At 52.7% G+C, this 12770-nt stretch carries 10 protein-coding genes; 6 read left to right on the top strand and 4 right to left on the bottom strand.

Features of this window, described 5'->3' with window-relative positions:
- Nucleotides 1-179 precede the first annotated feature (179 nt).
- Genes B9Z32_RS00145 through B9Z32_RS00135 form a run of 3 tightly spaced genes read left to right on the top strand, consistent with a single transcriptional unit; the run spans nt 180 to nt 1437 of the window.
- Nucleotides 180-419 carry a hypothetical protein gene (locus tag B9Z32_RS00145; protein WP_108419418.1) on the top strand — a complete coding sequence of 80 codons (240 nt, stop codon included), beginning with the start codon at nt 180-182 and terminating at the stop codon, nt 417-419.
- Nucleotides 420-467: 48 nt separating this feature from the next.
- Nucleotides 468-1034, top strand: coding sequence for a phosphatase PAP2 family protein (locus B9Z32_RS00140; protein ID WP_146179435.1), 567 nt, complete (start codon nt 468-470; stop codon nt 1032-1034).
- 37 nt (nt 1035-1071) lie between these two features.
- Entirely contained in the window at nt 1072-1437 is a 366-nt protein-coding gene (locus tag B9Z32_RS00135) for a diacylglycerol kinase family protein (protein WP_108419416.1), read from the top strand.
- Nucleotides 1438-1441: 4 nt separating this feature from the next.
- On the opposite strand, the gene B9Z32_RS00130 is transcribed toward B9Z32_RS00135, so the two are convergent.
- Together B9Z32_RS00130 and B9Z32_RS00125 are read right to left on the bottom strand one after the other, a co-directional pair.
- Entirely contained in the window at nt 1442-2878 is a 1437-nt protein-coding gene (locus tag B9Z32_RS00130) for a DUF1501 domain-containing protein (protein ID WP_108420871.1), read from the bottom strand.
- Between the two features lie 23 nt (nt 2879-2901).
- Complete coding sequence (locus B9Z32_RS00125; protein WP_108419415.1) at nt 2902-4692, bottom strand: DUF1800 family protein; 1791 nt, start codon at nt 4690-4692, stop codon at nt 2902-2904.
- A 441-nt stretch (nt 4693-5133) separates the two neighbouring features.
- Here B9Z32_RS00125 and B9Z32_RS00115 point away from each other — a divergent pair, with 441 nt between their 5' ends.
- Both B9Z32_RS00115 and B9Z32_RS00110 read left to right on the top strand, forming a co-directional pair.
- Complete coding sequence (locus B9Z32_RS00115; RefSeq protein WP_108419413.1) at nt 5134-5331, top strand: type II toxin-antitoxin system VapB family antitoxin; 198 nt, start codon at nt 5134-5136, stop codon at nt 5329-5331.
- On the top strand, nt 5318-5716 hold the full coding sequence (locus tag B9Z32_RS00110) for a PIN domain-containing protein (RefSeq protein ID WP_233248000.1): 399 nt from the start codon (nt 5318-5320) through the stop codon (nt 5714-5716). The genes B9Z32_RS00115 and B9Z32_RS00110 overlap by 14 nt, the downstream gene beginning before the upstream one ends.
- A gap of 322 nt (nt 5717-6038) precedes the next feature.
- Here B9Z32_RS00110 and B9Z32_RS00100 read toward each other — a convergent pair whose 3' ends face one another.
- Together B9Z32_RS00100 and B9Z32_RS14275 are read right to left on the bottom strand one after the other, a co-directional pair.
- Nucleotides 6039-6407, bottom strand: a complete 369-nt coding sequence (locus B9Z32_RS00100; RefSeq protein ID WP_108419411.1) for a BrnA antitoxin family protein — start codon at nt 6405-6407, stop codon at nt 6039-6041.
- Nucleotides 6313-6612, bottom strand: coding sequence for a BrnT family toxin (locus tag B9Z32_RS14275; protein ID WP_108419410.1), 300 nt, complete (start codon nt 6610-6612; stop codon nt 6313-6315). The genes B9Z32_RS00100 and B9Z32_RS14275 overlap by 95 nt, the downstream gene beginning before the upstream one ends.
- 236 nt (nt 6613-6848) lie before the next feature.
- Here B9Z32_RS14275 and uvrA point away from each other — a divergent pair, with 236 nt between their 5' ends.
- Nucleotides 6849-12749 carry an excinuclease ABC subunit UvrA gene (gene uvrA, locus B9Z32_RS00090; RefSeq protein ID WP_108419409.1) on the top strand — a complete coding sequence of 1967 codons (5901 nt, stop codon included), beginning with the start codon at nt 6849-6851 and terminating at the stop codon, nt 12747-12749.
- Nucleotides 12750-12770: the final 21 nt, after the last annotated feature.

Below are 12770 nucleotides of genomic sequence, written 5' to 3'. Positions count from 1 at the left end.
GTCAGATCAACATTAATTTTTTGTGATCATTGATGAACTATGCAGTAAGTAAATTAATGTTGATCTGACCCCACTTATTTGAGCCCCCCTTACCCTTTATCTCCTTTGATTGACCAAATTAATGTTGATCTGACCCCATTTAAATCACCCCAATTAAAAAACTTTACTGGAGAAAACCTATGTGGAAATTAGTAGTTGGATTTATTGTGTTCGCCGGCCTGGCTTTGTATGTCATCTCTAAAGGTGGCGATAGTTTGGACATGAGTGGTGAGAAGCACGGTGCTGAGGCAGTGCACTCACCGGCACCAGCACCTGCTGCTGCTCCGGCTGCTCCAGCGGCTGCTGATGCGACTCCTGCTGCACCGGCAACTACGCCTGCAACTACGCCCGCTGCAGCACCAGCGCCTGCTAGCAAGTAATTGACTGACTTGAAAAGAGTGGCGTTGCTAGCTTTCGTGTGAGAATTCGTGTTTACCCAAACGATTTCTCAATACATGAAGTCAGCCAAAGCCCTTGTTCTTTTTTTCGCAATCACTGTGGCGGGTGTTGCAAATGCTGGCGGTGTGCAAACTTGGGGCCATTTGTCAGATGCACTGGCTGTTGGCTTGCCGCTTTTGGCGGCTGGCACTGCGTTTGGCAAAGGCGACTCGCAGGGCGTCAAAGAGCTCACCTACACTTTGGGCGCTACCTTGGCGGCTGATACAGCGCTCAAGTCACTTATTCACGAACAGCGGCCCGATGGTTCCGGCAAAGACAGTTTTCCTTCTAGCCACACGGCCATCGCTTTTGCGGCGGCGAGGTTCATCGACAAACGCTACGCCTCCGAGGCTTCGCCTTATCTTTACGCAGTAGCGGGCTTCACCGCTTTGGCCCGGGTCAAAGCCGACAAGCATTACGCCAAAGATGTGTTGGTAGGGGCTGGTTTGGGTTATGCCGCGGCTGAGTATTTCACGCGGCCTATTGCGGGGGGTGCGGTGTCGTTCATGCCCGGCAAATCGGGCGTTGCGTTGTTGTGGCAAAAACCATTGTTCTAATCCACCCCCTAGACGTGCCAAGCCAAACAGGAAAGACATGTCTCAAAAATCAATCTCCCGTTTGCAATCTTTTTGCCATGCTGTGCGGGGTCTTAAGGTGGTGTTTGCAGAGCCTAATGCGCAAATTCATTTGATGGCTACTGCATTGGCCATTGGTTTGGGTGTGTATTTTCAGATCTCTGTCTTGGAGTGGGTGGCGGTGTTTTTTGCGGTGGCATCCGTGATGGGCGCAGAGGCTTTGAATACTGCCATTGAAAAAGCGGTTGATGTGGCCAGCCCCGAATGGCAAGAAACCGCAGGCCAAGCCAAAGACGCTGCAGCTGCTGGTGTTTTGATTTTCAGCATAGGCGCCGCAGCTGTTGGCGGCATCATCTTCGTGCCTAGACTGCTGGCGATGCTTTAATTGTTCAGAAATATCCCAAATCTACGGGGTATGCGGGGCTGCCAAAGTTTTTGAGGTTGGGCAGAACCGAGGGTAGTTCGGTGGGGCTTACGCCAAACCACTTGGCCAGTGTGGCGGCATATTGGTCTACGGAGGTGGTGGGTAGCAAGCGGCCTTGGCCTACGTGCCATTGGTCTTCGGGGGCTGAAGTGTCGCCCACGCTCACAGGGGGTGGTGTGCCGTAAAAAGCGGCACCTTTCACGGCGCCTCCCACCACAAAGTGATGCGAGCCCCAGCCGTGATCTGAGCCGTCGCCGTTGGAGGTTAGTGTGCGGCCAAAATCGGATGCCGTAAAACTGGTCACTTGATTGGCCACCCCCAACTCCACGGTGGCTTTGTAAAAAGCCGTCATGGCCTCGTCCACTTTTTGCATCAGGGGTGCATGTCGCGTGTCTAAGTAATCGTGCAAGTCAAAACCACCCAATGTGACCATGAAGACCTGGCGTTTGGCTCCTAAGCTCGACCGAGCGCCAATAAGCTGGGCCACCGTTTTAAGCTGGTCGGCCAAATTGTTGCCGCTTGGAAAGGGGGTGCTCAAAGACACGCCCGCCATGCCCTGCGACACCACCGATTGCGCGTTGATGCCGCGCTTCATCACGGTGTTGTACTCATTCTCCAACATGTGCGGGCTGCTCTTTTGCAGCATTTGCATGAAGGCTGTTTTGAGTTCGGGCTGGTTAAAAAAGTAGCTGGTGGCAGGGTTGACCGGAATGGCGCCTTTGGTGCTGCATTGGTATTGCAATGCGCTGTTGCCCGACAAAAACACATTGTTGCCCGACAAAGAAATGCAGGTGAAGAGCGAGTTGGCGTTGTTGCTCATGGCCACGTCGCCAAAGCGCCCACCCCATCCCACCGTTGAGCCTTCCGCCGCAGACGATTGCCACACAGACTGCTGGTCGTTGTGTGAAAACAGTTTGGGCGGCAGCGGGTATTTTTGTCGGTCTGGGCTGTTGTATTGCGCGCGAGTTAAGGGCACTACCAAGGGGCCTACATTCAGTTGCACTGCGGCTTTGCCTGAATTGAAAAGCTGCGTCAGGCCCGGCATGCTGGGATGCAATGCGTACTTTCTTCTGCCTGCAAGTGCTTGCGTGGGTTTGAGCTCGGTGGCGGCCAGTGCCGATTGAGACAACACCACCCCAGATGTGTTACTGCCCGAGCCTGCCGCGCGAATGGCGAAGTATTTGGCGTAGCTGTCGTTGTCGTAAGTGACCACGGTGTTGGCGTAGTCGTTGCCGCCCAACAAAAATACACAAACGATGGCTTTGTAATCGGATGCAGAAAATGCGGCTGCATCACCTATTGCGGCCAAGTTGGCCAACCACGGAGCTGCCATGCCCGTTAGGGAGAGTTGTCCTGCTTGCCGCAAAAAATTGCGCCGTGAATTTGAATCGATAGTGTTCATATCAAGAGCTTTGTTGGGCATGGTTATTTCTGAACCAAATATTCAGCGCAGCACATCACAAACATGATGGCTTTGGCCACATAAGCGCGCTTGCTGTTGTCGCTGCTGCTTGAAGTGGTGGGCTCGTTCGCAAAAACACTTGTCATGTCTTTCAGGGTGGCATCCGAAAGTTGCCCCGCGCACAGCAGCATGTTGAGTCGGGCAAACAAAGCCTGCGGGTTGCCAACCAATGCAATTTCGGCGCTGTAATCGGGCACGATGTCGGGCCCATCGGTGGCGGTGGGGTTTTCAGGCGAGGTAATTAACTCGGGCGCCCGAACCCACATGCCGTTGATCAAGTTGTCTTGCAAATAGTTGATGTACGACGCCGTGGTGCTTTCGTTCACCAATTGAAATTCGGGCGCGGTGTATTGCAAGGCCGCCATTGCCGTGTTGGGCGGCACATAGCCAGGCCGGAAGAAATTGAACACAGATGGTGCTTGCAAGGGGCTTTGGCCCAGTGCATTCACAGCCGAAAAATTGGGGTTGCCAATTTTCCAAGTGCCCTTGATAGATTTTATTTTGAAGGTGCGCCCCCACTGTGCAATGCGCACCATGGGTTCACGCAATTTGCCAAAGCTGGGGTTGCTTAAACCCGCTTCATCGGTGGCCTCGGTGTCTGTCAAGATGGCTTTGAACACCGCCGCCAAATCGCCCCGCACGCCCTTGCCGTTGTTGTTGAACACAGCGGCCACGCGGCCCACGTAGGCGGGCGATGGGTTGCTGCATACCAAACGTTGAATCATTTGTCGGCCAAAGAAAGGGCCAACGTTGGGATGTTGAAATAAAGTGTCTAAAGCAATCTTCAATGCTGCAGAACCCTCGGTGCCCGCCGGCACCACCGCGCCTAAAAACCTGGCCTCCAGCATGGAGTGGCGGTTTGCGTTCAATTTCATAGGGCGGCGCGTGTAGCCCACTTTGCGCACTCGGTACGAAGGCGTATCCACGCTGTCAAAAAAGCCTTCGGAGTCGTCGGCTTGGTAACCTGTGAATACGCGAGCCAAATTGGACACATCCGATTGAGTGAAAGAATCTACCGGCGCGCCATTTACCTTCACCACGGTGCCGTCTAGGTTGAGTTGTTGCAAGCCGATGGTGAAGAGTTGCATCACTTCGCGAGAATAGTTTTCATCGGGCAAGCGGCCAGTGGCAACGTCTTCTTTTTGGTTGCCCAGCGTGTTTAAAAACTCGCCCATGGCAATGCTAAGCGTGACGTCTTCTAGCAATTTGCGGTAGTTGCCGAATGCGTTGTTGCACAAAATATCCCAGTAGTGCGCCATGGCAAATTGGGGCCAGCTCAGGGTGGACACGCCGGAAATGCCCACCACAAAAAACTCCGACAAAGCCAGCGCCATGCGTCTGCGCACGCCATCGGGCGATGCCAATATTTGGTTCCAGGCCATGTAGTTGGCGTGGTAGTCCATTTCATAAAACTTGTTGCTGTCGATGGCGCTGTAGCCCCGCGCTGTGAGCCAGTCCCAGCCGCCAGTGCTGGAGGGCAGGCCCATTTGTGCGTCGAGCCAAGCGCTTGCGCCCATGCTTTTGACGGCTGCTATTTCTGTTTCAGAGCTGGAAAATTGTGCATGTTGAAGGAAGCGTGCTGCGGCGTAGTCGGTAGCAAAGGTGATTTTGTCGCTGATGGCAGGGGGTGCAGGCGAAGAGCTTCCACCACCGCAAGCTGCTAAGAAGCTTGCAACTGCAACTGCCGTTGTAGTTGCTTTGAAAGGCAAACCCTGAGCCGGCTTGTCCTCGATGTCCGATACCACTTCAGTCATGCAGTCTCCCGAAAACAATTGGGGTCAGATCACAATTAATTGCTGCGAGCTTAGTTCATTTTTAATTCAATTGGGGTCAGATCAATAATAATTTCTAGTTAAGAGGGTTGAAGAATGAGGGAGGTTTCTTCGAATAATTGGGGTCAGATCAACATTAATTTGCAACCGAAGGGGGATAAGGGCTGAGGGGGCTTCCTCATACTGGAGTACCAGAAATCGTCAGCCCCCTCAGCCCTTATCCCCCTCCGGTTGAACAAATTAATGTTGATCTGACCCCAATTATTTTTTCTTACGACTGATTGCAAAAAGTTGTGTTGGCTTCTTCTTGGCTTCAAGATGACATCTGATTCAAAAAAGGCGATATGTGAATTTACAAAAATACACTTCTTACACATTGGCATTAGCGGTACCATGAAGTCAATATTGCTTCAAGGTGCGACCATGGAAACGACAGTCACGATTGATGATGAGTTGTATGCAAAAGCGCTCGAACTTGCGGGTCCAACCGTTGACAGTACCAAGCTAATTCAAGAGGCATTGAATACATTTGTTCGTGTGGAAATGGGCAAGCGCCTGTCTGCATTGGGCGGATCCAATCCCAACATGCAGGACATCCCTAGACAGCGTGGACAAACGTAAAGTGAGAGGCGTTTTGATTGACACCTCAGTTTGGGTTTCTCATTTTCGAGTGCGAAATGAAGCACTTGTTGACTTGATTGAAAACGACAGAGCTCTCACGCATCCTATGGTGCTTGCAGAGTTATCTTGTGGTTCACTGACACTTCCAAGAATTCAAACGTTGAGCAAGGTTGAGTTTTTGCAAAAGGCTAACCAGGCTACGTTGAGTGAAGTCAGAAACTTTATAGAATTTGAAAGACTCCATGGTCTTGGATGCGGCATCGTTGATCTGATGTTGCTTGCCTCGACAGTCATCAGTCCTTATGTGGATTTATGGACCTTAGACAAAAGACTTGAGATGCTTTGCAAGAGGTTTGGTGTGATGCATCGAGTTAGCTTGCATTGAAGCAATTGGGGTCAGATCAACATTTATCTCCTTTGATTGAACAAATTAATGTTGATCTGACCCCAATTGTTCAAGCGCCGATCAAAGACGCAATCAAGTCCCGAAACACCAAGGCCAAGAAAACTATGACGCCCACAATTACTTCATTGCGGTACTTTTGAAGAAGTTCTTTTAAGTGGGTCATTTATTTTTTATCGCTTGAAATCTCTGTAGAAATTCTCATGTGTTCCAAGGAGAAGTAGGTGTCGAGTCTTGGGGTCGAACTCTTATGCCAAAAGCGGGTGTTACTGTCAACAAACAATTAAAGACATTGGTGTTTCGATCAGTGTTCATGCTGCTGCAACCAGTCCTTCAGCGCATTGTTGATTCGTGTCTGCCAACCCGGGCCATTTTTTTGAAAAGCTTCAAGCACTTCAGGATCAAGTCGGATTGCAATTTGTTTTTTGGTCGTAGCACTGAAAGGACGGCCTCTTTTTTTATAAGCCAGCATGCCATCGGCCATTTCTTTTGGCGTAAGCGGCTTGTCGTCTTCGCTTTTGCCATCCCAAACATAAAACTCATTCGGCTTTTGCGTTTTTAATGCCCGCAAAATTTCTTCACGGCTCAAGCCATTCGTTTGCGAGCCACTTGAAGTAGAAGTCAGCTTCTTTTTGACTCGCTTTTCGAAAACTGATGATTCTGATTTGTTCATGGCGGTTTGTATGGATGAGCGTTACAACACAGAGGTAATTCATTGCGTAGGCATACGAGACAACGCGATCTTCTCCCTTCAGATGGACAAGCAAATTGAGGCAATAAATTGATTGAAGAACCTCAGTAGCGTGAACAAAATCTAGCCCGTGCTTTGAATAATTGCTTTGTCTTTTGTCTTGATCCCATGTTATTTGAAGTTCCATTTATTGTAGATGCATTAAATGGAAATGGCCATCTATTCCCTTTTGTCTAACCAAACACAAGTTTGCGCCTTACATTCGTTTGTGGCTCATGCATTCAGTTGCAAGGGCGAACAATTTAATTGGGGTCAGATCAACATTAATTTGAACAAATTAATGTTGATCTGATCCCAATTAAATGACCCAATCGGCTGCTCCAAGCCTAGAATGTTGGGCCTCTACCCTTAAAGCTTGCATGTATGTCTAACGGTTTGATCAAGATTCGCGGTGCTCGTCAGCACAATCTCAAGAACATTGATTTGGACATCCGCACGGGCGAGCTCACTGTGGTCACGGGGCCCAGTGGGTCGGGGAAGTCTAGTTTGGTGTTTGACACGTTGTATGCCGAAGGGCAGCGGCGTTATGTTGAGACATTCAGCGCGTATGCCAGGCAGTTTTTAGACCGCATGGACAAGCCCGCGGTAGACAAGGTGGAGGGCGTGCCGCCGGCCATTGCCATTGACCAGACCAATCCGGTGAGGAGCTCGCGGTCTACGGTGGGCACCATGACTGAGCTGAATGACCACCTCAAACTTTTATTCGCCAGGCTGGGCCACTTGCACGACAAGCACACAGCGCAGCCGGTAAAGCACGACACGCCTGAATCTATTTACGCAGAGCTGCACAAGCGGGCGGAGGCTGCGGGTGATCCGCGGTTGGTGTTGACATTTCCTGTTGAGTTGCCTGGCAATACAACTGCAGAACAAGTAGAGCAGTGGCTGTCAGCCAGTGGCTTTACCAAGGTGCAAGCGGAGAGGGAAGTGGCTACACCTACTGGTCCGCGCAAAGTGTTGGATGTGGTGGCTGATAGGTTGAGGTTAGGGAGTGCTGAGAAGGCAAGGGTAGTTGAAGCCATTGAAGTAGCCCTCAAAAGAGGAGGGCGTTTAAACGTTTATGCCATCGCCGAAGGCGATCAGACGGACTTATGGCGCTTCTCCGCCGGCCTCCACTGCCCCGAAAGCGACCTGCGCTACCCCGAACCTCTGCCCTCCATGTTCTCTTTCAACTCCGCCGTAGGCGCTTGCGAAACATGCCGCGGATTCGGACGTGTCATCGGCGTAGACCTAGGCCTGGTCATTCCCAACGACAAGCTCACGCTCAGAGCCGGAGCCATCAAAACCATCCAAACCCCCGCCTGGAAAGAAGCGCAAGACGACCTCATGCGCCACGCCGAAGCCGCCGGCATTCCGCGCGACACGCCTTGGTTCAAGCTCACCAAAGAACAACAACAGTGGGTCATAGAAGGCTCGCCCAACTGGAACGGCAAGTGGAACCAGCAGTGGTACGGCGTACACCGCTTCTTTGGCTACCTCGAAAGCAAAGCCTACAAGATGCACATTCGCGTGCTCTTGTCCAAATACCGCAGCTACACCGAGTGCGGCGATTGCGGCGGTGCGCGGCTTAAAACCGACAGTCTCATTTGGCGCATTGGCAGCAAGCAGGACGCTGACGCATCACTTCCCAAAGAAAAACGCTTCATGCCCAAAGGCGTGAAGTGGACAAGGCAACAACTAGAAGCCTTGCCCGGCCTGAGCCTGCACGACCTCATGATCATGCCCATCGACAAGCTGCGAAGTTTCTTCGATCGAATGACTGCCAGCGCCACTTTAGAAAATGACAAAAGCGCAGCAGCTTCCATCGCCAACCAAGAACTCGCCCACAAACTCAACGGCGAAGCCCAAGCCCTCAAACTCCTCCTTGAAGAAATTACCAACCGCCTCAAATACCTCTGCGACGTAGGCATTGGCTACCTCACCCTAGACCGCCAAAGTCGCACCTTAAGCGGCGGCGAAGTGCAGCGCATCAACCTCACCACAGCCTTGGGCACATCCCTAGTCAACACATTGTTCGTCTTAGACGAGCCCAGCATAGGCCTGCACCCCCGCGACATGAGCCGCATCACGCAAGCCATGCATCGACTCAGAGACGCTGGCAACACCTTAGTCGTAGTAGAGCACGACCCAGCGGTAATGCTGGCGGCAGATCGCATGATTGACATGGGCCCCGGCCCCGGCGAGAAGGGCGGGCACATTGTGTTTGACGGCAGCACGCAAGACCTCAAAAACACACACACCCTCACCGGCGATTATTTGGGCGGCCGCAAGCAAGTGGGCATGGGCTTTAAGCGCTTGGTCACAGACAACACGCCACGCCTCATCTTAGAAGGCGCGAAGGAGCACAACCTCAAAAACGTCTCCATCGAATTCCCCTTGCAGCGCTTGGTGTGCGTTACCGGCGTGAGTGGCTCGGGCAAATCGAGTTTGATTCAAGACGTGCTGGCCCCCGCACTGCTCAGGCACTTTGGCAAGAGCACCGAAACATCGGGCGCACACGACAGGCTGCTGGGCGCCGATCATTTAAGCGACGTGGTGTTTGTAGACCAATCGCCCATTGGCAAAACGGCGCGCTCCAACCCTGTGAGTTATGTGGGAGCGTGGGATGCCATTAGAGAAATTTTTGCAGTGGCGCCTTTGTCTAGGCAGCGCGGCTACACGGCTTCTAAGTTCAGCTTTAACAGTGGCGATGGTCGTTGTCCCACCTGTGGTGGTTCTGGTTTTGAGCACGTAGAGATGCAGTTTTTGAGCGACGTGTATTTGCGTTGCCCCGATTGCGATGGCAAGCGTTATAGGCCCGAAATTTTGGAGATCAAAATTGAGCGGCAGGCCATGGGCAGCATCAAGTCTAGGCACCTCAATGTGGCGGATGTGTTAGACCTCACAGTGAGCGAAGCGGCCGCTTTGTTTGCGCAAGACCGGGATGTGATTCGCGCGCTGCAGCCCATCATAGATGTTGGCCTCGAATACGTAAAGCTAGGCCAACCAGTGCCCACTTTGTCGGGCGGTGAGGCGCAGCGTTTGAAGTTGGCGGGGTTCTTGGCGGGGGCGGCCAAGACGGCTACTTCTAGCAAGCAGTCTTTGGCTAAGAAGGGCACTCTGTTTTTATTCGATGAGCCTACAACGGGGCTGCATTTTGATGACATTGCCAAGCTGATGCGGGCGTTGCGCAAGCTGCTTGAAGGTGGTCATTCGCTCATTGTGATTGAGCACAACCTTGACGTTATTAGAGCAAGTGATTGGTTGATTGATTTGGGTCCTGAAGGTGGTGATGCTGGTGGGTATGTGGTGGCTGAAGGGATGCCTGAGGATGTGAGAAATCACGCTACTTCGCATACTGCTTTGGCTTTACGCGAGTACGCTGAAGCCATGGGGGAGTTGGGTGGGTTGCTGAAGACTTCTGAGGTCGCCAATTCATCGGGCGACCGGGTTACGCCGGGTGCCTCATACGCTGACACGAAATCGTTACCCGGCGCAACCCGATCACCCGCTGAATTGGCTGAGCAAAATAGTATTCGGATTGTTAATGCCAAAGAGCACAACCTCAAGAACTTGAGTGTGAATATTCCAAGGGGCCAATTCAACGTCATCACCGGCGTCAGCGGTTCGGGTAAATCAACATTGGCTTTCGACATTCTGTTCAACGAAGGCCAACGCAGATACTTAGAAAGTCTCAACGCCTACGCACGCAGCATCGTGCAACCAGCCGGAAGGCCAGAAGTAGACGCGGTATACGGCATTCCCCCCACAGTGGCCATTGAGCAACGCCTCTCACGCGGCGGCCGCAAAAGCACCGTAGGCACCACCACAGAAGTGTGGCACTTCCTCAGACTTTTATACGTGAAGCTAGGCACGCAACATTGCATTCACGACAACGCCGCAGTGCAACCTCAAACGCCCGACAGCATTGCAGCGCAGTTGCTTAAAAACTTCAAGGGCCAGCACATTGGTTTGCTGGCGCCTTTGGTCATGAACCGCAAAGGTGTGTACACCGAGCTAGCCGATTGGGCGCGGCCACGCGGCTACACACACTTAAGGGTAGATGGCAATTTCTTGCCCACCACAAACTTCCCGCGCATTGACCGTTTCAAAGAACACACCATAGAGCTGCCAGTGGCCAGCCTCAAAGTAAGCGCCGATCAAGAAAAACAACTGCGTGAAGCACTCACCAAAACTTTGGAGCTAGGCAAAGGCGTAGTGCATGTGCTTAGCCAACTAGATGGCCTGCAAGAAGCCATGCAAGAGGCCGAAAACCTAAGGACCCAAGGCACCAAGCTAGAAAAGCCAGAAGCATTTCCCCAAACATCCCACATTGGCAAACTGCAAGTGTTCTCCACACTCCGCGCCTGCCCCGTGTGCAGCACGTCATACAACGAACTAGACCCGCGCCTGTTTAGTTACAACAGCAAACACGGCTGGTGCCCCGAGTGTGTGGGCACGGGTGTGCAACTCACCAAAGACCAGCGCAAAGTGTTTGACGACTCTATAAGAGACGACGACAACAAAGGCCGTGAGCAAAGTTTTGCCGAGCCAGAAATTGAAGACCTCATAGAACACGTGTGCCCGCACTGCGAAGGCACGCGCCTTAACGCCACAGCGCGCCATGTGAAGTTCACCACACAACATTTGCCCATTACCGACATTGCCAGCATGAGCGTAACGGATGTGCGCAAGTGGGTGCAAAGCCTGGCGAAAGGAAATGCAAGCAAAGCCAACGAACTAACGCAACGCGAACAAGACATAGCACGCGACCTGCTGCCAGAAATTGAAAGCCGCCTAGAGTTCTTAGAAGAAGTAGGCTTGGGCTACCTCACCCTAGACCGCGGCGCACCCACCCTGAGCGGCGGCGAAGCGCAGCGCATTAGGCTGGCCGCCCAACTGGGCAGCAACTTGCAAGGCGTGTGCTACGTGCTAGACGAACCCACAATTGGACTGCACGCACGCGACAACCAAATATTGCTCAACGCACTTCACAAGCTAGGCGACAAAGGCAACACACTGGTGGTGGTAGAGCACGACGAAGATACCATTCGGCGCGCAGACCACATCATCGACATTGGCCCCAGCGCCGGCAAGCGCGGAGGAAGGCTGGTAGCGCAAGGCAGCGTGAAAGACATTACCGGCGCAGCAGATTCGCAAACAGGCAAATACTTGCTGCACGCCATGAAGCACCCGCTGCAAGCCAGAAGGTCAATGCAGAACCCACTCAACTGGCTTGAACTAAAAGGCGCCAACCTCCACAACCTACAAAACGTCAACGTTCAAATTCCTCTCCAACGCCTAGTAGCCGTAACAGGCGTAAGCGGCTCTGGCAAATCTACGCTGGCACGAGACGTGTTGTTAGCCAACGTGCAAACCCACGTAAGCCAACGCGCCACCAAAGCTGGCAGAGACGAACAAGCTGCAGGCAAGTTTCCCCAACTCACCGGCTGCACACAACTCAAAGGCTTCGAAGCCATAGACCGCGTTCTAGAAGTAGACCAAACCCCCATTGGCAAAACCCCTCGCAGCTGCCCCGCCACCTACATCGGTTTTTGGGACACCATTAGAAAATTATTCGCCGAAACATTAGAGGCAAAGGCAAGGGGTTATGCGGCAGGTAGGTTCAGCTTCAACACAGGCGAAGGCCGATGCCACACCTGCGAAGGTCAAGGCTTAAGAACCATAGAAATGAGCTTCCTGCCAGATGTAAAAGTACCCTGCGAAGCCTGCCACGGCGCGCGCTTCAACCCCGAAACTTTGGCCGTAACTTGGCGCGGCAAAAGCATAGGCGATGTGCTCAAAATGGAAGTAGACGAAGCAGTGGGCTTCTTTGAAACCATGCCCTCCATAGCCCACCCTCTGCAACTGCTCAAAGACGTAGGCCTGGGCTACCTCACCTTGGGCCAACCCTCACCCACCTTAAGCGGTGGCGAAGCGCAGCGCATCAAGCTGGTGACCGAGCTCACCAAGGTGCGAGACGAAGTAGGCAAGCGCGGCAACAAAGCCCCGCACACCCTCTACGTACTAGACGAACCCACCGTGGGCCTTCACATGGCCGACGTAGACAAACTCATCCATGTGCTGCACCGCTTGGTCAACGCTGGCCACAGCGTGTTGGTTATAGAGCACGACCTAGACGTCATAGCGGAAGCCGACTGGATACTAGACCTAGGCCCCGAAGGCGGCAAAGCCGGCGGCCAAGTGGTGGCCAGCGCTACGCCCGAGCAGGTGGTGAAGCTGGGTACGCTCACAGGTGTGGCGCTGAAAAAGAGTATTAAAGTTTAAAGTAGAATAGTGCAAAATGAA

Source organism: Limnohabitans sp. MMS-10A-178, assembly GCF_003063375.1.
In the GTDB taxonomy this organism is placed as follows: domain Bacteria; phylum Pseudomonadota; class Gammaproteobacteria; order Burkholderiales; family Burkholderiaceae_C; genus Limnohabitans_A.
The sequence above is the reverse complement of the archived record's forward strand: the minus strand, read 5'-3'. Positions and strand labels throughout refer to the sequence as shown.

Bases quoted from the DNA above. Each gene is read 5' to 3' on its own strand.
- B9Z32_RS00125 (WP_108419415.1), bottom strand. From the start codon at position 4,692: ATGACTGAAGTGGTATCGGACATCGAGGACAAGCCGGCTCAGGGTTTG.
- B9Z32_RS00100 (WP_108419411.1), bottom strand. From the start codon at position 6,407: ATGAACAAATCAGAATCATCAGTTTTCGAAAAGCGAGTCAAAAAGAAG.
- B9Z32_RS00130 (WP_108420871.1), bottom strand. From the start codon at position 2,878: ATGAACACTATCGATTCAAATTCACGGCGCAATTTTTTGCGGCAAGCA.
- B9Z32_RS14275 (WP_108419410.1), bottom strand. From the start codon at position 6,612: ATGGAACTTCAAATAACATGGGATCAAGACAAAAGACAAAGCAATTAT.
- B9Z32_RS00145 (WP_108419418.1), top strand. From the start codon at position 180: ATGTGGAAATTAGTAGTTGGATTTATTGTGTTCGCCGGCCTGGCTTTG.
- B9Z32_RS00115 (WP_108419413.1), top strand. From the start codon at position 5,134: ATGGAAACGACAGTCACGATTGATGATGAGTTGTATGCAAAAGCGCTC.
- uvrA (WP_108419409.1), top strand. From the start codon at position 6,849: ATGTCTAACGGTTTGATCAAGATTCGCGGTGCTCGTCAGCACAATCTC.
- B9Z32_RS00135 (WP_108419416.1), top strand. From the start codon at position 1,072: ATGTCTCAAAAATCAATCTCCCGTTTGCAATCTTTTTGCCATGCTGTG.